At 67.0% G+C, this 19,527-nt stretch carries 8 protein-coding genes; all 8 read right to left on the bottom strand.

Translation table 11 applies throughout. From position 1 onward, the window contains the following. Nucleotides 1-30: 30 nt before the first annotated feature. A complete protein-coding gene (locus AC07SQ_RS27800) occupies nucleotides 31-11,025 on the bottom strand; it encodes a peroxidase family protein (protein ID WP_495273567.1) in 10,995 nt (3,664 codons plus the stop codon). A gap of 496 nt (nucleotides 11,026-11,521) precedes the next feature. Continuing rightward, nucleotides 11,522-11,968 carry a hypothetical protein gene (locus tag AC07SQ_RS27795; protein ID WP_495273566.1) on the bottom strand — a complete coding sequence of 149 codons (447 nt, stop codon included), beginning with the start codon at nucleotides 11,966-11,968 and terminating at the stop codon, nucleotides 11,522-11,524. A gap of 14 nt (nucleotides 11,969-11,982) precedes the next feature. After that, entirely contained in the window at nucleotides 11,983-12,756 is a 774-nt protein-coding gene (locus tag AC07SQ_RS27790) for a LuxR C-terminal-related transcriptional regulator (RefSeq protein WP_095744458.1), read from the bottom strand. Between the two features lie 856 nt (nucleotides 12,757-13,612). Next, the gene (locus AC07SQ_RS27785; protein ID WP_095950012.1) at nucleotides 13,613-14,299 is read right to left on the bottom strand and encodes a response regulator; all 687 of its coding nucleotides are present in this window, start codon (nucleotides 14,297-14,299) and stop codon (nucleotides 13,613-13,615) included. 37 nt (nucleotides 14,300-14,336) lie between these two features. Then, the gene (locus AC07SQ_RS27780) at nucleotides 14,337-16,019 is read right to left on the bottom strand and encodes a sensor histidine kinase (RefSeq protein ID WP_095950011.1); all 1,683 of its coding nucleotides are present in this window, start codon (nucleotides 16,017-16,019) and stop codon (nucleotides 14,337-14,339) included. A gap of 374 nt (nucleotides 16,020-16,393) precedes the next feature. Beyond that, nucleotides 16,394-16,864, bottom strand: coding sequence for a hypothetical protein (locus AC07SQ_RS27775; RefSeq protein ID WP_062470870.1), 471 nt, complete (start codon nucleotides 16,862-16,864; stop codon nucleotides 16,394-16,396). 378 nt (nucleotides 16,865-17,242) lie between these two features. Next, nucleotides 17,243-18,589: a DUF5666 domain-containing protein gene (locus AC07SQ_RS27770; RefSeq protein ID WP_495273565.1), complete on the bottom strand. Its 1,347-nt coding sequence runs from the start codon at nucleotides 18,587-18,589 to the stop codon at nucleotides 17,243-17,245. Next, nucleotides 18,586-19,419: a DUF6502 family protein gene (locus tag AC07SQ_RS27765; RefSeq protein WP_354347824.1), complete on the bottom strand. Its 834-nt coding sequence runs from the start codon at nucleotides 19,417-19,419 to the stop codon at nucleotides 18,586-18,588. The genes AC07SQ_RS27770 and AC07SQ_RS27765 overlap by 4 nt, the downstream gene beginning before the upstream one ends. Nucleotides 19,420-19,527: the final 108 nt, after the last annotated feature.

The raw sequence follows: 19,527 nt of genomic DNA, 5'->3' as shown, positions 1-19,527 counted from the left end.
TGGTCAAGGTCGTTGAAAGGTTGGCGGTGCTCATGTCGACAGCACGAAGTCGGCCTGCGTGATGGTGTTCGTTCCCACCCCGTTCACGCCCATCAGCAGGATGCTTTCCAGGCCGTCGAACTCGACCAGCGTGTCGGCGCCCAGGTCGGTGATGGACACGTTGGCGGCAAAGTTGCCGGCGTTGATCCCCATCGCGGAGATGTTCAGCCGGTCCTGCCCGTTGAGCAGGTTCCCGCTGGCATCGAAGCCGAGGATCGTGTCGTTGCCGAACCCCGGCGCGAACACGAAGACGTCGTCTCCCGTTCCGCCGTCCATGGTGTCGTTGCCCGTGCCGCCGGTCAGCCGGTCCGCGCCCGCTCCGGTGCTGAGGGTGTCGTTGCCGCCACCGCCATCCACCACGTTCGCGGAATTCAGGAGGGCCACGGGCGCGAAGCTGATGTTGTCGTTGCCCTGGCTGCCGATCACGTTCTCCACCGAGCTCAGCGTGTCGGTGCCGGTCTCGGCGCTGGTGGCGGAGGTCGGCGTGACCGTCGCACCGGCCGAGGTGGCGGACAGGTCGTAGGTGTCGTTGCCGATGCCGCCGGCGTAGCTGTCGTTGCCGTCGCCCACCGTGGCGATGAAGGTGTCTGCGCCCGCATCGCCGTCCACCGTGTCGCTGTCCAGCCCGCCCGTGAGCCTGTCGTCGCCCGCCTGGCCGTTGATGGTGTCGTTGCCCGAGCCACCCAGCACGATGTCGTCGCCGGCGCCGGCACTGATGGTGTCGTTGCCGCCCTGGCCGTCGATGAAGTTCGCGCCGCCATTGACGACGATGATGTCGTTGCCCTGGCTGCCGATGATGTTCTCCATCGTGTTGAGCGTGTCGGAGCCGATCTGCGCGCTCGTGGCGAGGTTGACCGTCACCGTCGCGCCGGCCGTGGTGGCCGACAGGTCGTAGGTGTCCACGCCGGCCCCGCCGACATAGCTGTCGTTGCCGTCGCCGATCGTCGCGACGAAGCGGTCGTCGCCGCCACCGCCGTTCAGTGCGTTGGCACCGGTGTTGCCGGTCAGCGTGTCGTTGCCGGCGCCACCGGTCACGTTCTCGATGTTCGCCACCGATTCGAAGCCCGTGGCCGTGCCGGTGGCCAGGTTCACGGTGACGGCCGTGGTCGTGGCACCGTAGCTCAGGGTGTCGACGCCGCCCTGGAGGTCGGCCGTGACCGCCTCGATGCCGGTGACGGTGCCGCCCGCCAGGGACGCGATCGCCGTTCCCGTCAGCACCACCGCGAGCGTCTGGCCCAGCGCCGTGCCGGCGATGTTCAGCCGGTCGTTGGTACCCGCGCCGCCGTTGATCGTGTCGGCGCCGTCGCCGACGAGGTAGTGGAAGAGGTCGTCTCCCGCGCCGCCGTCGACCGTGTCGTTGCCGGCGCCGCCGGTGAGCGTGTCGTTGCCCTCGCCACCCGTCACGGTGTCGTTGCCGCCGCCGGCGTCGATGACGTCGTTGCCGCCCTGGCCGTCGATCACGTTCGCGCCGCCGTTGACGACGATGCTGTCAGCGCCCTGGCTGCCGATGAAGTTCTCGATGGAAGACAGCGCATCGGTGCCCGTCTGCGCGCCCGTGGCGGTCGTCGGGGTGATCGTCACGCCCGCGGAAACCGCGGACAGGTCCAGCGTATCGGTGCCGCCGCCGCCGGTGTAGCTGTCGTTGCCGTCGTTCACCGTCGCGACGAAGCGGTCGTCGCCGCCGCCGCCGTTGAGCACGTTGGCCAGCGCATTGCCCACGAGCACGTCGGCGCCGCCGCCTGTCGTCACGTTCTCGATGCCGGCGATCGAGGTGAAGCCCGAGGCCGTTCCGGCCGTGAGGTTCACCGAGATGGCCGCGGCGCTCGTGTAGGTCAGCGTGTCGACGCCGGCCAGCAGATCGGTCGTGACCGATTCGACATTGCTCACCGTGCCGCCGGCCACCACCGTGAGCGCGGTGCCGTTGTAGCTCACCGCGAGCGCGTCGGCCGCGGCCGTTCCGATGACGTTCAGGGTGTCCAGCCCCGCGCCGCCGTCGACGGTGTCCGTGCCTTCGCCCATCGTGTAGTTGATGGTGTCGTTGCCGGCGCCGCCGGCGATGCTGTCGCTGCCCGCGCCGCCGTCGATGAGGTCGTCCTGGCCGAGGCCGTTGATGGCGTCCGCGCCGCCGCCGCCGAAGATCACGTCCTGGCCTTCAGTGCCCGTGAGGACCTGGGCGGCGTTGTTGGCCGCGATGAAGTCGCCCGTGACCACGGTGGCCGCGGAGCGCACCGTCTCGAGCGCGCCCGCATCGTCCGTGAAGCTCACCGTCAGGCGCAGTTCGCGGTTGACCTGGTCGGCGCCCGGCGTGAAGGTCGCCAGGGTGGCGCCCGCGATGGGCGTGAACCCGGCGGCGCCGCCGCCGACGCCCGTGTTGACGGCCTGTTCCCACTGGTAGCTGAAGACGGCGCCCGTCAGCCCGTCCACGTCGCTGATGCCGAGGGTCGATGCCGTCAGCAGCTGGCCTTCGGTCGGCGTGGTGTCGCTGATCGTCGGCTGCCCGGTGGCCGCGGCGTTGAGGGCCAGCGGCGCGGTCGTGGCGGAGTACACGTTCTCCAGCACGTCGTTGGCATCCTTGTAGACCGCCCGCACGCGCAGCGCCAGGCCGAGCTCGAAGGTCCGCGGCGTGAAGCTCGTGCCCGTGGCCCGGGCCACCTCGCCGCCGGCGTTCTCGATCAGGATGTCCTCGAAGATGCCGGGGCGGACCTCGGCCTGCCAGAAGTAGGCGATGGGGCCGGTGATCGCACCGTCGGGGTTGGTCGCGCTGACGTTGTCCGGATCGGTCACGCCCAGTGCCGACACGGTGAGGGTCGCGCCCAGGGTGGGCGTGGTGTCGCTGAGGGTCAGCTGGCCTTCGGGATCGAGGTTGAAGCCTTCTTCCGCAATGAACGCCGCGCCATCGGAGAACTGCAGGCGCTCGATGTTGCGCACCACGTCGATGCCGTCGGCGCCGGCCACGCCGTCCACGACATGGCTGATGCGCCAGACATCGTTTTCGAGGAAGGTGATCTCGTAGTTGCCGAAGACGTCCGAGAAGACGGCCGTGTCGAAGTCCGGCGCATCCGACATCAGGATCTCGCGGGCAATGGTGAGTTGACCCGGGTTGTAGGTGCCGTCGAAGACGCGCCCCTGCAGCTCGAGGTCGGTCATGGTGTCATAGCTCGCGATCTCGGCGCCCGTTCCGTCGGCGTTCTCCCGCACGCTGATGCGCACGTTCAGCCAGGCATCGCCGTCGATGATGTCGTTGCCGCCGCGGCCCTCCAGCAGGTCGCTGCCGCCGCCGCCCAGGATGATGTTGCCGGCGAACGAAGTCACCGGTCCGTCCATCTCCATGCCGACACCGAGCACCTGGTCCAGGAGCCCCTGCAGGCCATCGATGAGTTCGATGTGGGTCAGCACGCTGCCGGTGGTGCCCGACAGCGCCATCGCGGCCGCATCGTTGTCGTCGCCGCGCAGGACGTCGGCATGCGCCGAGCCCGACATGCCCTCGACCGAAGTGAACCGCGCCAGCACGGTCGCGTTCGAGATCGGCACGGGCGTCTCGTCGAAGGCGCGAAGGAACAGGTCGGCCGTGACGCCGAAGGCGTCGTCCTTGAACCCGGCCCAGTCGAAGCCGGAGCCGCCTTCGTAGCGGTCCACCTGGCCGCCGTTGCCGAACATGATGTCGTCGCCGCCTTCGCCGTCCATCCGGTCGGAGATCGAGTTGCCGATGAAGACGTCGTGGCCCACCACCTGGTCGCGGGCGAAGGCGTCGAAGTTCTCGCCGGCGCTGCCGTCGGCCATGCCTTTCTCGATCCAGTCGTCGCCTTCGTTGCCGAACACGAACTCGTTGCCGCGGGCGCCGAGGATGAAGTCGTTGCCCGTGCCGCCGAACGCCTCGGACGGGTCTTCGCCGGTGACGATGAAGTCGTTGCCGTGGCCGCCCAGGATCAGGTTGATGCCGTTGCCGCCGTGGATGGCGTCGTTGCCGTCGCCGCCCTGCATGTTGTCGTCGCCACCCAGGTCCGTCATGATGTCGTCGCCGGCCCCGCCGAAGACGAAGTCGTTGCCGTCCCCGCCTTCGAGCCGGTCATTGCCGGCGTCGCCCCACAGCGTGTCGTCGCCGATGCTGGAAATGATGGTGTCGTTGCCTGCGGTACCGCCCAGAACGACGTGGTCCTCGCCGCTGTACTGCAGGTAGTTCGGATCGGCCGCTTCGGTGCCGGGGTTGTTGCGCAGCACCAGCGGCGTCAAGCTGCCTTCGGCCGTCGGATCGTCGCGCCCGTCGAGCCCCAGGCCCGTGAACTGCCGGGACGGGTCCACCTCCAGCGTGAACCCCGGCGTCGTGAAGATGTCGCCGGGCAGGTGCTCGACATCGGTGTTGGCCATCACCAGCCGGGCGAAGGAGTTGTTCTCCAGCTCGGTGAGGAAGTTCAGGCCCTGCGTGCGCTCCAGGTAGTAGAAGCGGTCGCCGTCCTGCAGCTTCTCCATCTGCTCCTCGAAGACGAAATTGAAGGTCGAGCCCAGCAGGCCGCCGAACGGCATCTGCTTTTCGGCCAGGCCGCCGATCCACAGGTCGATGTCGTCGACGCCGGTGGTCGTGATGCCGGCTTCGTCCGCGTAGGCATTGCGTCCGTACAGGAAGTCGAGCCGGTCCTCCGGCGCACCGATGCCGCCATAGACCAGCGCCACCGCCGCCGCGCGCTTCTCGATCAGGGTGTCGGCGGCGGCCAGGCTGGCGTGCACGCCGTAGGCCGCAATGAAGTTGACCACTGAGGCCTCATGCTTGATGTGCTGCATGAAGTCGACCCAGTTCGCGTAGGGCTTGAGCTGGCTGTCGCCGGTCACGCCGTAGAAGTCGCGCCGCGCGGCGTTGAGTGTCGGCACGCCGGTGTCGCGCCCGCGCACGATGTTGATCGTCGCCAGGTCGAGCGGCAGGCCGAGCAGGTTGTTGCGCAGGGCCTCGGTCACGAACTCGTCGATCTCGTTGCCCTGTTGCCGCGTGAGGCCGCGCGCGAGCGCGCCGGCCGCTTCATCCGCCGTGATGCCGCTGGCGGCGAACGCGAGCGGATTGAGGAAGGCCTCGATCAGCCCGAGCTGCTGCGTGGGGTCGGCCGTGCCGCCGATCACGTTGAAGTCGACGTCGAAGCGGTCCACCGTCTCCGTCAGCATCGAGTGGCCGAAGCGGTACACCGTGTGGGCGAACTCGGCGACGATCGACGGATCGATCTCGGTGTCGTAGACCTGGGTGGCGGCAAAGAAGATGTCGATCTGCGGCTGCACCTTGCGCGCGAACTCCTCGAACACCAGGTGCTGGTACTGCATCTCGGTGCCGAAGCGGGCCGCCTGGAACAGGCGCTCGCCGTCCCACGAACCGTCGGGCAGGTGCCATTCGGCAATGAAGGCCGCGTCGCCCGACGCCATGATCACCGCCTTGGTGTGTTCGACCAGCCGGTTGTGCTCGGCGTGGAACACATGGTGAATGCTGGTCAGCGCGATGTTCTCGTTGACCCGGCCGTCGCCGGCGATGTAGTGCGCATCGAGCAGTTCGTCGTCGTAGAAGCCCGCGGCCGGTGTGCCGCCGATCTGGTCGTCGGCATCGGCCGTCAGCGCGACGCCTTGGCTGTTCACCGGGTTGGCGGTGTGGGCGATGTCGGCCAGGAACACGTGGCCCGTGCGCACGGCCAGGCTTGCATCGATCGGCGCGCCCGGCGAGCCCGAGGCCAGCGTGCCGCCGGCCTGCAGCACGATCTGCGCGAAGCCGGTCACCGGGTCGGGAATGAAGTTGCCGTACTCGTCGGCTGCCAGCAGCGGCAGGTTGAGCGCGTCGGCATTGTCCAGCGCGATGCCCAGCAGGTCGCGCGCCTGCGCCTTGACCACCGCCCAGGTGGCCATGCCGCCCAGCTCGATGTCGTCGGCCGTGCCGAAGAGGCCGTCGGCACCGAGGTCGCGGTTGGTGATCAGCCGCCCGGTGGCGACCGGCTTGCCTTCGGCGTTGAACTCATAGGCGCGCAGGAAGACCTGGTGCGAGGGGTGCGAGGTGTAGGTCTGGTTCTGGTCGATGAACGGCGTCGTGAGGTTCGTGGCCTCGTGCGTGGTGTCGTCCGCGGTGCCCATGACGCCGTCGGCGCCGGGTCCGGCAACCTGGGTGGCGCGCGTCAGCACCAGGAAGTTGCTGTTGCTGCCCGACACATAGAGCGGATCGTCGGGCTGCAGCGGGACGAAGATGGTGCCGTTGCCGCCCTTGGCCACGAGGTCCAGGCCGTGGTCGAAGAACTGGCCGAAGAAGGTCATGAAGGCGTTGAACGGCGCCGACAGGCCTTCGTCCGGTGCGGTGTTCGGAATGACCAGCAGGGTGCCGACGGGAATCGCCACGCCGTCCAGGTCGTACAGGACACCGTCCACCAGCGTGCCCAGGCCCGCGTCGACGAATGCGCTCACCGCCGCCGGGTTGTTGCTCGTCATGTCGACGATCAGGTTGCTGATGATGCGCGGGTCGGCGTCCACCACATTGCCACTGGGGCCGTAGTCCGTGTTGGTGAGCGTGCCCCCCGGGCCGAGGTTGATGCTGTCACCGTCCTGGTCGTTGCGGAACACCGGATCGACCAGGCGCGGGAACACCTGGTCCGCCGCGCCAAAGCCGGACTGGCCCTGCACCAGGTTGTTGTAGGAGCCGTCCACCGTGCGCAGGCCCAGCGGTGCGCGCGCGTTGTCCAGGATGTCAGTCAGCGCCTCGCCGCTCGCGTGCCGCTCCGAGATCTTGATCTGCTCCAGGATGAACTGCAGGTCGGACTGCAGGAAGCGCACGCCCGCGCTGTCGACCAGCGCGGAGGAGGGCGGCGGCGCCGGCGGCACGACGGCCGCCACGCCGGTGACCGCCGCGGTGGGCGTGGAGTACACGGTTTCCAGCACGCCGTCGGCATCGCGGTACACGGCCCGCACCCGGATGGCCAGGCCGTCGAAGGGTGCGGTGACCCGGAAGGTCGTGCCGTTCACCGTGGCGGGCTGGCCGCCGCCCAGGTCGATGATGTCGCGGAACACGCCCGGCGCGCGCACCGGGTCGGCCTCGTACTGCCACGTGTAGCTGATCGGCCCGGTGACGGTGCCGCCAGGATTGTCCGCATCGGTGAGGGCGGCCGACACGCTCAGGAGCTGGTTGATCTGCGGCGTGTCGTCGCTGATCGTGACCGAGCCGCCCGGTGCGTTGTTGCTGCCGGACAGCAGCTGGACGGTGTCGGAGAACTGCAGCCGCTCGATGTTGCGCAGGATGTCGGTGCCGTCGGTGCCGACGTTGTCGGTGACGGTGGTGCGGCCGTCGGCACCGGTGGTGACGGTGTAGTTGGCGCGCAGCCCGGAGAACATCGCGGTGTCGTAGTCGGCGCTGTCGGACATCAGGATCTCGCGCACGATGCTGAGCTGGCCCGGGTTGATCTCGCCCGAGAGCATGCGCGGCACCAGCTCCTTCAGGCTGTCGACGCTGGTGAGGCCGGGCACGCCCGAGACGGCGATGCGCACGTTGAGCCAGGCGTCGCCATCGATGATGTCGTTGCCGCCGCGGCCCTCGATGAGGTCGCTGCCGTCGCCGCCCAGGATGATGTTGCCCTCGCCGAACGAGGTCATGCCCGCGGGCAGCAGGCCTTGCAGGCCGTCGATCAGCGCGATGTTGGTGAGCACGCTGCCGGTCCAGCCGGCCTGCAGGATCTCGACGGCGTCGGCGTCGTCGCCGCGCAGGAAGTCGGCGAAAGCCGATCCCGACAGGCCTTCGGTGAAGGCGAAGCGGTCCATCATCGCGGCGTTCGAGTTGACCACCGGGGGCACCACGAAGTCGTTGACGATCATGTCGGCGGTCACGCCGTACTTGTCGAACTTGTAGCTGGCCCAGTCGAAGCCGGAGCCGCCGTCGAAGTGGTCTTCGCCGTCGGAGCCGGTGAAGATGTCGTCACCGCCTTCGCCGATCAGCTCGTCGAAACCGCCGCCGGAGATCAGGACGTCGTTGCCGATGACGCTGTCTTGCACGAGCGGGTCGAAGCTGTCGCCCGTGGTGCCGTCCTGGGTTCCCAGCTCGATCCAGTCGTGGCCCTCGTTGCCGAATGTCGGCAGGTTGCCCTTGCTGCCCAGGACGAAGTCGTTGCCCTGGCCGGCAAAGACTTCGGAAACGTCCTCGCCGGTGATGATGAAGTCGCTGCCGTCCCCGCCGATGATGAGGTTCGCGCCGTTGCCGCCGTGGATGACGTCGTTGCCCTCGTTGCCCTTGAGCACGTCGTCGCCGCCGCGGTCCGTGATGATGTCGTCGCCCGCGCCGCCCTCGACCTGGTCGTTGCCGTCGCCGGACTCGATGCGGTCGTTGCCGCCGTCGCCGTAGATGGTGTCGTCGCCGATGCTGGCGATCAGGGTGTCGTTGCCGGCGGTGCCGCCGAGCACGACGTGTTCGTCGCCCGTGTAGCGCAGGTAGGTGGTCTCCACGCCCGCGGTCGTGGGATCGTCACGGATCACCAGCGGGGTGAGTTCGGTGCCGCCCTCGGTCGGGTCGCCGTGGCCGTCCACGCCGATGCCGGTGAACTGGCGCAGCGGGTCGACTTCGAGGATCAGGCCCGGGGTCGAGAAGATGTCGGCCGGCAGGTGCGTCGCGTCGGTGTTGAGCATCACCAGCTTGGCGAAGGTGTTGTTCTCCAGTTCGGTGAGGAAGTTGAGGCCGGCCAGACGGGAGAGGTAATAGAAGCGGTCGCCGTTCTGCAGCGCCTCCATCTGCGACTCGAAGACGAAGTTGAAGGTCGAACCCAGCAGGCCGCCGAAGGGCATCTGCTCTTCGGCCAGGCCGCCGATCCACAGGTCGATGTCGTCCACGCCCGTGGTGGTGACACCGCCGACCATCGCGTAGATGCCCGTGCTGTTCAGGAAGGCGAGCCTGTCTGCTTCGTCTGCAACGAAGCTGCGCTCCGCGGCCGTACCGGCGTTGAGAACCACGGTGCCGCCGAAGACGAGTGCGGCCGCCACGGCCCGCTTCTCGGCCATCGTGTCGACGTCCGCGGCGGTCAGCGCGCCATGCGTGCCGTACGCCGCAATGAAGTTGATGACGGAGGCCTCGTGCTTGAGATGCTGCGTGAGGTCGACCCAGCTCGTATAGGGCTTGAGCTGCGGGTCCGCGGTCGAGGTGTAGAACTCCCGGCGCGCTTCGTTGAGCGTGGGAATGCCGGTGTCCCGGCCGCGCGCGATGTTGATGGCGGCGAGGTCCAGCGGCAGGCCCAGGAGCTGGTTGCGCACCGCGTCGGTGACGAACTCGTCGATCTCATTGCCCACCTGCCGGGTCATGCCGCGCACGATGGCGCCGGCCGCCTGCTCCGGCGTCAGTGCGCCGTCGTTGTTGAACCCGATCGGGTTGAGGAAGGCATCGACCAGCGCGAGATCGCTCGACAGGAAATTGGGGTCCAGCCGGTCCACGGTCTCGGTCAGCATCGTGTGGCCGACGCGGAACACCGCGTGTGCGAACTCGGCGACGATCGCCGGATTGATCGTCGTCTGGTAGTTGGTTTCGGCCAGGAACTCGTCGACGGCCGGCTGCATCTTGCGCGCGAACTCTTCGAACACCAGGTGCTGGTACTGCATCTCCGTTGCGAAGCGCGCGGCCTGGAAGATGCGCTCGCCGTTCCATGAGCCGTCGGGCAGCTGCCATGAGGCGATGAACGCAGCGTCGCCGGTGGCCAGGACGGTGGCCTTGATCTCTTCGGCCTGCCGGTTGTGCTCGGAGTGGAAGACGTGGTGGACGGAGGTCAGGGCGATGTTCTCGTTGCCGCGGCCGTCGCCGGTGATGAAGTGACGGTCCAGCAGCTCGTTGTCATAGGTGCCGGGTTCCGAGAGGCCGACGGCCGAGTCGCTGTCGGGCGCCAGCACGCCGCCCACGAACACGGGCGCCGCGGCATGCGCGATGTCGTTCAGGAAAGCATGGCCGGTGCGAACGCCCACGCTGGCATCGAGGGGCGCGCCGGGCGTGCCCGAGGCGAGCCCGTTGCCGTCCGGGTCCAGCGGCCCGCCGACGTCGGCGGCTCGCAGCACGATCTGCGCGAAGCCGGTCACGGGATCGGGGATGAACTTGCCGAACTGGTCCGTCGCCAAGAGGGGCAGGTCCAGCACGTCGGCGTCGTCGAGCTGGATGCCGAGCATCAGCGCCTGCGCCTTGACCTGGGCCCAGTTGGCAAGGCCGCCGTCGGCGCCATCGAGCAGGCTGCCCGTGGCCACCGGACGGCCGTTGGCGTCGAGCACGTACTCGCGCAGGAACACCTGGTGCGAGGGATGCGAGGTGTAGGTCTGGTTCTGGTCGACGAAGGGCGTGGTCTGGTTGGTCTGGTCGCCGTTCGCATCGCGCGTGGCGCGCGACAGGATCATGAAATTGGGGGCGCCGGGGGCCGTACTGAACAGCGGATCGTCCGGCTGCAGCGGCATGAAGATCATCTCGGTGCTGCTCTTGTTGACCAGGTCGAGTCCGTGGTCGAAGAACTGGCCGAAGAAGGTGAACCATGAATTGAAGGGCGCCGAGAGGCCTTCGTCGGGCGTGGTGTTCGGAATCTCCAGCAGCGTGCCGGGGGGAATGACGACGCCCTGGAGGTCGTACAGGACGCCGGCTGCGTCGAGCGTTCCGAGGCCCGCGGCCACGAAGGCGCTCACCGCCGCGGGGTTGTTGCTGGTCATGTCGGCGACCAGGTTGCTGATCAGCCGCGGGTCGGCATCGACCACGTTCCCGGCGCTGCCGTAGTCCGTGTTGGTGATCCCTGCGAAGGCGTCGTCCTGCTCGTTGCTGTAGGTCTGCGGCACCAGCTGCGGAAACGGGTTGTCTGCGGAGCCGTAGTCGCTCTGGCCCGGCATCAGGTTGTTGTACGACCCATCGACCGTCCTGAGGCCGAAGGGCGCAAAGGCGTTCGGGACCAGGCTGGCGGGGTCCGCGCCCGCTGCTTGTGCTTCCGCAATGAGAATTTGTTGAAGAATGAATTCGAGATCGGACCTGATCAGCGTGGCCATTTCTATTCTCCTCAAGACGAACGACTTTCAATGCAGCCCCGGTCCCGCCTACATGGCGAAAAGGCTCATGTAGCGTGGCTCAGGAGTGACCGCGCGCCTGGAATTGCCAGCCGCGGGTTTTTCGAGGAAGTGATGCAGCGCGTGACCCGGTGGCGGTCACGCCTGGGGAGCGGCTAGGGTCGTCGTCGGCCGCTCAGGCACCGCAGCGGGGCGGTGCAGCAAATATCCATTGCGCGATGCCGGTCAGGCGCGATGCCGGCATGGAGATGAAGCCCGCATTTCATGCGGACCTTGATTCGACACTTGTTCATGCGATACCCCCACCATGGATCCTGTCAAAAAGAATCTAGGTCGGCGCGCCGAAAGTCGTTGCCGCTTGTAAGCGGACGGCAACCGGTGGTCGATTGGTTGTCTTCGAAAACGAAGGTGCTAATTATGAGAGGCCATCTTCAGGAATGCAACTTTCTCACATACAAATTAACTGACGAGAACCTGACTACGCGCGCCAGAGCCAAAAAAAAACAGCGACCGCGGCGACACCGGCCGAAATCAGGGCGATCAGCGCCATTTCCGCATGACCGCCATTGCTTTTTTGGGACGCCGCAGCGAAAGCGGGAGGGCGTTCATTGCCGTGTGGCGGGCTCGCGAAGGGGCTGTAGACGGCGGAGCCGGGACGATCAGGATCACCTGTTGTGGCCGCCGGATTGTCGGGAGAGGCCGTCACCACGGCCGCGTCGCTTGCGACTTCGCCGTCCGCAACGCCGCCATCCGGGTTCTCGTGCGCCGCAACGGCGGCCGACGTCGCTTCCGTCGCGATCGCCAGGTCGGCGCACATGACCTGCGTGGCCCAGGCCGCGACAAGCATGGCCTGAACGAAGGGCCGCCTGTCGAGCGCGCGGCGAGGGCGCGATCCGGCGGCGAAGGGGCAATCGATCGGGGTCATGGGGTCGTTGCCCTTCAGATCAGGCCCGTATGAACGGCGAAGTTCACCGCCTGGGCGCGCGAATGCACATGCAGCTTCTTGTAGATGCTCTTGATGTGCACATTGACGGTCTGGCCGGTGATGCCGAGCTTGGCGCCGATCTCCGCGGAAACGTAACCCGAGGCCACGCAACGCAGGACCTCGCTCTCTCGCGGCGTCAGTGTCATGTCGCGCGACGGCGGCCTCGGCGGCGACGGCGCCTTGTCGGCGACCGGCTCGCGGGGGTGGTAGTCCAGGCGGTGCAGCAGGCGCCGCGTGAGTCGGGGCGTGATCGCCGCCCCGCCGTTCACCACGTGCAGCACGGCATCGGCGAAGCTTTGCAACCAGGCGTTCTTCAGGAGGTACCCCATGGCACCCAGTTCGAAGGCGCGCAGCACGTGGGCATCGTCCTCGAGCGAGGAGATCACGATGACCTCGCTGCTGCGGTGCAGGCGGCGTGCCTCGGTGATCAGCTCGAAGCCCATCTCGTCGCCCAGCTGCAGCTCGAGCATCAGCACGTCGAAGGTGTGCGTGGTCAGCAGCCGGCGTCCCTCGCGAACGCTGTCGGCCTGGCCTTCGAGCTGGATGCGCAGGTCCGACAGCAGCTCCTGGGCGATCACCCGGCGCATGTACTCGTCGTCGTCGACGAGCAGCACGCGCACCGGCGATTTCTCCTGGCCGATCAGGAAGTCCGGCCACAGCCTCGCGGCGGGCGCGCAGACGCCGACGGAGGCCTTCTCGCCAGAGCTGATGAGCCGGTGATCAAGCATGTGCCTGCCCCGGTTGGCGTGAGCGACGCAGGCCGGTCGTTGCGAGCGTGGGCGGAGAGACGCAAAGGTCGTCCATCGAGCGCTCCGGGGCCACTTTCCCCATCGGCGGCAAAGCAGGTTGGGGTTTCATACATTTTCAATAGAAAAATGAAAGGCAAGTGCCGAATTGAATGTTTTTTGTGAGTTTTAATTGAAATTCAATTCAGCCCGAGGCTTGTGCAATCCTATGAACTTGACGGGACGGTTGCGCGGGTCTTTTGCTCCTGTTTGTGGAAAGACATGAGTGTTTCAAAATGGAACTACCTGAACCATGACGTTCGATATACCTAATTTCTATGTTTTTGAGGCTGATCGTGAAAACGACGCATTGTTCGCCAAGTGAGCAATGCTGATTGAAAAGTGGAATGGGTTTATTTATGCGAGGAAATTTTGAAAATAATGAAATTAATCAAATATGAAATTCATTTCTGATTGGGTATTTGGTGTTTGGTGAAATAAAATATTCAAAAAACCAATTGAAACCGAGGAAATAATTTGATTATTGAAATTCCGGTGATATTTGAATTGAATGAAATCTTCTATTAACCAAATTGTCTGCTATCCGATTTTTATTTTTGGAGCTTATTCTCTCGCTTGATCATGATTTTTCAATTCAATTGAAATTCAATTTCTTTGAAGTGGCACGAAATACGGTGCCGAATCTTTTCCTTCTCTGCCAGTGCGGTGCGCTCCCGCACGTCAGCTGATCGCAGCAGGCGGGGATCGGAAAAGCGGGGAAATGGCGGGTCCCGGAGGGGCCGCCGACGCTGAGCGGCCCGCAGTGGGCGCCCCGAAGGACGGGGCGGGCAGGGCGCTGTCAGTGCGCCATGGCGTCGAGGTGGTGCTTGACGGCGTAGATGTAGAGCTCGAGCCGGTTCGTCACGCCGAGCTTCTGGTAGATCGAGGTGAGATGGTTGCGCAGCGTGTGCTCGGTGACGAAGGCCTGCCCGGCCAGCGTCTTGTTGGAGGCGCCGCTGCCGTGCACCACGGTGCGGACGATGTCGCGCTCCTTCTGGGTCAGGCTGGCCTGCCTGACGGACTCGGGGTCGGCTTTCGGCGGCTTCTTCACCGAGGTGAGTTCCGAGAGCACGCGGCCCATGGTCGGGGCGTCGACGCAGAGCTCGCCGTGGTGCACGCGCTCGATCGCATCGAGCACCTGCTCGGCCGAGGCGTCCTTGCGCATCACGCCGCGCGCGCCGCGCAGCACCGCCAGGTCCAGCGTGCGCTGCTCGCGTTCGCCGGTCAGCACGACCACGCGCGAGACTTCGTTCGACAGCAGTTGCGGCAGGATGTCGAGGGCGCAATGGCCGTCCAGGTCGAGGTCGAGCACGATGACGTCGGGGGCCAGGCTCTGCGTGTGCGCCACGGCTTCTTCGCAGCAGCTGGCGGTGGCGACGACCTTCATGCGCGGCTGTTCGCCGTCGATCAGCCGGGACAGGCCCCACAGCATGGTCTGGTGATCGTCCACCAGCAGGACGCCGATGGGATGGGCTTCGGTTTGCATGAGGGGCTCCTCGGACTGTTGTCGTGCTTTTTGGGGCTCAGATGGGGATTTCGATCAGCACCTCGGTGCCGCCGCCCCGGCACCGGCTGACCTGCGCGCGGCCTCCGAGCGCCGCTGCGCGGTCGCTGAGGGAGCGTGGCCGGAAGGGCGCGAAGTTCTCTTCGTCGCCTTCGTTCTCGATGCGCAGGTGCAGGCAGCCATTGCGGCAGCCGATGCGCACGCTGCCGCGGCGGGCCTGCGTGTGCTTGCAGATGTTGTTCAGGCCTTCGCCCACCATCTGCAGGACCTCCGCGGTCATGCGGTCGTCAAGGCGCACGTGGCCTTCGACGTTCACCGAAATCTCGATGCCGTAGAGCCCCTGGATGCGGGCGGCCTGGCTGTACAGCTGGTGCAGCACGAGGCCGCACGAACTTTCCGGGCCGGCCTTGACCGCGCCCGCGAAGCGCCGCAGGTCGGCGATCACGCCGCTCGCCACCTCGGCGAGCTTGTCCAGGTCCTCGAGCAGCGGGTTGTCCGCGGCGGCCTTCTTGCGCAGGGCGCACAGGCCCATGCGCAACCCGATGTAGGGCTGCACGGCGGTGTCGTGCAGGTCCAGCGAGATCTTCAGGCGCTCGGTCGCGGCCGCTTCCGAGGCCATGCGGTCGAGCACCTCGATGGTCTCGATGACCGGGAAGATCTGTTCCATGAGGTGCGCGAGGAACAGCGCGTCGGACTTGCTGAAGTGGCCGTTGCGCGAGGAGATGAACACGCGCCCCTCGCCCAGGCGCAGCGGCAGCGCGGCGCTGATGAACGCGCGGGCCTCGAGCATGGCGGCCACCGCGGCACTGCGCTTGGCGCCGTCGCGGCCCTCGGGGCGCCAGCCGATCGCGCCGGGGCCGTGCATGTGGCTGCGCGCAAAGAAGTGGTTCAGGGGCCAGGGCAGGCGGTTGCTCAGCACGGTGTGCGGGTGTTCGAGCGCCATCAGCGGCGACTCGGCGATGCCGCCGAGCGTCTCGACGCCGACGTGCTCGCAGCTGTCGTCCTTGCGCAGCGTGCGCAGGGTCCAGTTGCCGGTGGCGGTGTCCCGCGTCATGAGGATGCAATGGCTGGCCTTGAAGAAGGCCAGCGTCTTTTCCATCGTGCGGGCGATGGTGCGGCCCGCGCCGAAGCGCGGGTTCGACAGCTGGCTGATGTCACCCAGCAGGGCCAGGCGCCGCTGCAGGATGAGCTTGGAGCCGCCCCAGTGCACGATCATGTGTCCCAGCGCCAGCAGGAAGGTCGTGCGCATCAGCAGCTGCGGCGCGTCGTCGCCCGTGCTCGTGCCGAGCCCGCAGGCGGCGAACGACGCGACCGAGACGATCGTCACGCGGGCGCCTTCCTCGAAGCCCCAGCGGAACGAGGAGGTCAGGATGGCGAAGAAATAGAACAGGAAGAACAGGCTGTGCACGCCGCCCGTCACGAAGACGATCAGCGTGAACCACATCACGTCGGACCAGTGGACCGCCTTGCCCTGGACATGGCGCCAGCCCCCCTGCGTGCAGGCGTGCACCAGCACGCTGTGCAGGAGGTATCCGCAAAAGGCCAGCCAGACCGCGCTGGCCACCGGTTGCCGCGTGGGCCCCGCATCGACCGCCATGGCCAGCACCGCCGAGATCGACAGCACCAGCCGCATGCGGGCGGCCATGAGCGCATCCGTCGACAGGCTGCTGTCGAGGCTCGGGGCGGAGACGGGGGCGCGCATGGCAAGACATCCTTCGCATGAACTGTTTCATGCACGGCAGGGGCCGACGTTCGGTGGTAACAGCCTGGCGTTCATTTCTTCGGGCCAATAACGCGGTGTATGTGAAGGTTTCACATTACTTCTTTGGTACTCGAAAGGAACCTTGTGGGCGATCTGTGACGTCTGTTGCGCTTGGTTTCAATTGTGTCGTGGGCAGGCTTTTTTCATCGCTGTACGAGGCGCTTTCCCTCGGCCGGGGGCTGCCGCACGGCAAACGGGTACCCGATTCATGGAGGTGTGGGGCAAGGGGGACGCGAGGGGTGGTGTTCGTGCGCGCCGGACGCACCGATCCCCGACGCGCCAGGGCGGGCGCGCCGTGCGATCCGAACCCGGATTCAGCCCCGCCGTGGCACCAGCGCCGTCCGTCCCAGGGGCGTGACCCGCAGGACGGTGGCCTGGCGCAGTTTCTGCCGGGCGCGGCAGATCGGGGGGAGGGTGGCCTCCACCATGCCGGCGGCTTCAAGAACCGCCACGGAGTTGATCTCCGACGGGTCCTCGGTGTGCAGGGGAAAGGTCGAGTTGCCGATCCTGCGCAGGTAATCGAGCGGCATGACGCTCCATTGGGGGCGTTCTTCGTGCACCGAGGCGCCATTGCCGCAGAGCGTGGCGATCTCCGCGTGCCCCTCGTCCGTGATGGCAAAGACCTGGGCGCTTTCGTACCGCTGGTAGCCGAAGTTGTCGACATGGAACTCGGCTTCGATGAGTCCGGTGGCGACCAGCACCGAGGCATGCCGGATGTCCGCGTCCGCCGTGAGCATGACCGGAAAACGCTTGTTCATGAGCCGAAGAAGAAGGACGAGCGGCATGCGGTACTCCTCGCAATGTCAGCGGTGCCGGCTGGCCCGACGGCGAACAGGCACCCGATGCGCAGCCCCGCACAGGGAGGCATCCGTCAGGCGTGGGCCTGCGATGCCAACGGGGAGCAACGGTCGCACTGAACTCGCGGGAACAGACACGGAAGCCACCAATGTAAGAAATGTGATTTTTTCACTTTAGTCCCTTTTTCGTACTTTCGCCACGGGTTTGGAGATAGATGGCCGAAGGTGCTATCCGGCCCGCGTGCGCGCAGGCCCGCCGCGATGCGGCGATATCGAGCTGGATGTGTGCGAAAGCCCGGCTTCGCCTGCGGCCAGAAGGGGCGGGCGATGCGACCGGGCGGCGGGGCGCTGCGCCGCCGCTTCAGGTCAGGGGTTGAATGTCACCCGCTGCGCGATGAGAACGCCGTCGACCACCCGGTCTCCCACGACGGTCACGCGCTGGCCGTTGGCCAGGTTCGCGGCGGTACCGTTCTCGAAGGTGGTACCCGGTCCGCTGGCGTCCACCGGCTGGCCCTGCACCCTGAAGTTGGCAGGGGACTGGTAGCCGCCGATGGCGCCGATGAGCGTGAACGAGGCCGGCCCGCCCGTGCCCGGCACATGGCGGATGCGCAGCTTCTTGACGACCAGCACCCCGCCGGACATGAAGCCGTCGACCTCGACCTTCACGCCGTTGCCGAGCGAACCGACGGGGCCGCCCGTGATCTGCGCATTGGTGGCGTCCACCGGCGTGCCCAGCACCTTGAAGGCGCCGCGCGAGACGAAGTCGGTGATGTCCCCCGCGAGCTGCAGTGCGATGCCGTTGCTCGTCGGTATCGCGTACCACCCCTGCACCTGGGTCGCCGTGAACGCGTTGCCGACCGGCGCGGCCGTGCCGCGGGCGCGCACGATGACCCCGTTGGCCAGCGACGAGGCGTCGATGCCCGCGAAGCTGGCGCCGCCATAGCTGACCGTCAGTTGGCCGAGCGTGAAGGTCTGGTTCGTCACATTGAGGTTCTGGATGGCGCCCGTCACCAGCGGGGCGGTCAGCGTGGGTGCGGTCTGCACGCGGGTGGCGCGCAGCGTTCCCGGCGCACCGGGCAGGCCCCACACCTGGATCAGGCTGCCGTCGGCCACGTTGGCAAGCCCGTTCGCGTCGGCCCAGACCGTGGCCGCATCGATGGTCACGTTGATGCCCATGACGACGAAGCTGCCGGCACCCACGTCGATGCGCGAGACGGCGCCGCGCAGTTCGGCCGCCGACACGACCTGCGTCGCGATGCCGCGGGTGAAGTCGGGGTCGACCTTGCCGGCGACCCGCGCGCTCATGCCGATCTGGAGTTCGGTGGCGTCCTCGACGGTGATGGTGGCCGTGTCCGTGGTGTAGCGCAGGCCGTTCAGGATGATGCTGCCCAGGCCGTCCGCGGCGCCGATGCCGGCGGCGTCCGCGGTCACGCCGGTGCCGCCCGAGCCGACACCGGAGCCGTCGGTGTTGCCGTTGCTGGCGGTGTCGCCGGAGCCGCCCGTGCCGGCGTTGCCCGAGCCGGACCCGGTCCCATCCCCGCCTGTGCCCGTGCCCGCGCCGCCGGGGCTGTCACCGCCGATCGCGGTGCCGGTGCCCAGGCCCAGGTTCCCGGTCGAGGCACCACCGCCGCCTCCGCAGGACATCAACAGGGCCATGAGGCCGGCGCAGAACAGGCCCAGCAGGAGGCGGCGGGGTGTTTGGATCGTGCTCATGAGGGGCGCTCGCTTTCAGAGGACGTGGGCGGAGGCGGCGTGCCCTCGTCCTCGTAGTACGTGTAGATGCCGACACGGATTCGTCCATTGGCGCGGGCCGGCGCGCGGCTGACCGCCTGTGCCATTTCCTGCGCGAGCTCGTGGTGCAGGGCGGACCAGCGGTCGCGCACCAGGCGGTGGATCTGTTCGCAATCGTTCAGCGACAGCCCGCGCGCGTACACCGCGCGTTCAAGCATGCGGGGCTGTTCGCCCAGCGTGTTGGCGACGGCCGCCAGCAGGTGGTCCCGGCCGTTGTCGCCCAGGAAGGCCAGCATCGATTGCAGGTCCTGCACGGGCACGAAGCCGTCGGCGGTGAGTTCGGCCATGCCTTCGTTCTCGGTCACCATGTTCAACCGGATCAGCTCGTCGAGGATGGTGCGGTGGTGCACGTTGCCGCGGCTGCTCAGGCGGGCGACCGCTTCGAACGAGGGCGCCGTGTGGCCCGAGGTGACGGGCAGGCGCCGGAACGAAGCGTCTTCGGTCAGCATCTGCAGCCACAGCGTGAAGGTCTTGGCCGCGGCCGACAGTTCGGTGTGGGGCAGGGGGTCGACGGTGGAGCGGACCTTGGCGGTCACGGCCTTGCGGTTCAGGCCGGTGGTGACGGACAACTGGCTCAGGTTGGGCTTGGGAACGCCCTGGCTGCGCCAGGAGTGCTGCGCTTCCTCGATCAGCAGGTCGCGCAGCAACTCCTCCAGGTGGGGGTGCTTGACCCCCATCGCGAGGGCGAGCTTCACCACGGGTCGAAGGATGCGTGAGCAGGCCGCGAGGGCCCATTCCAGCCGTTGTTCCATGACGCGACGTGTGTAGTCCTGAAAGTGCGATGCCGACAGGATCGGAGGCGGCGCCCCGACCACCATCAACGCCCCATTGTCCTGCGCACCGCGCTGCAGTGAAAGCTT

The organism is Variovorax sp. GW821-FHT06D12 (assembly GCF_059419205.1).
This window is presented reverse-complemented; position numbering and strand designations above follow the sequence as displayed.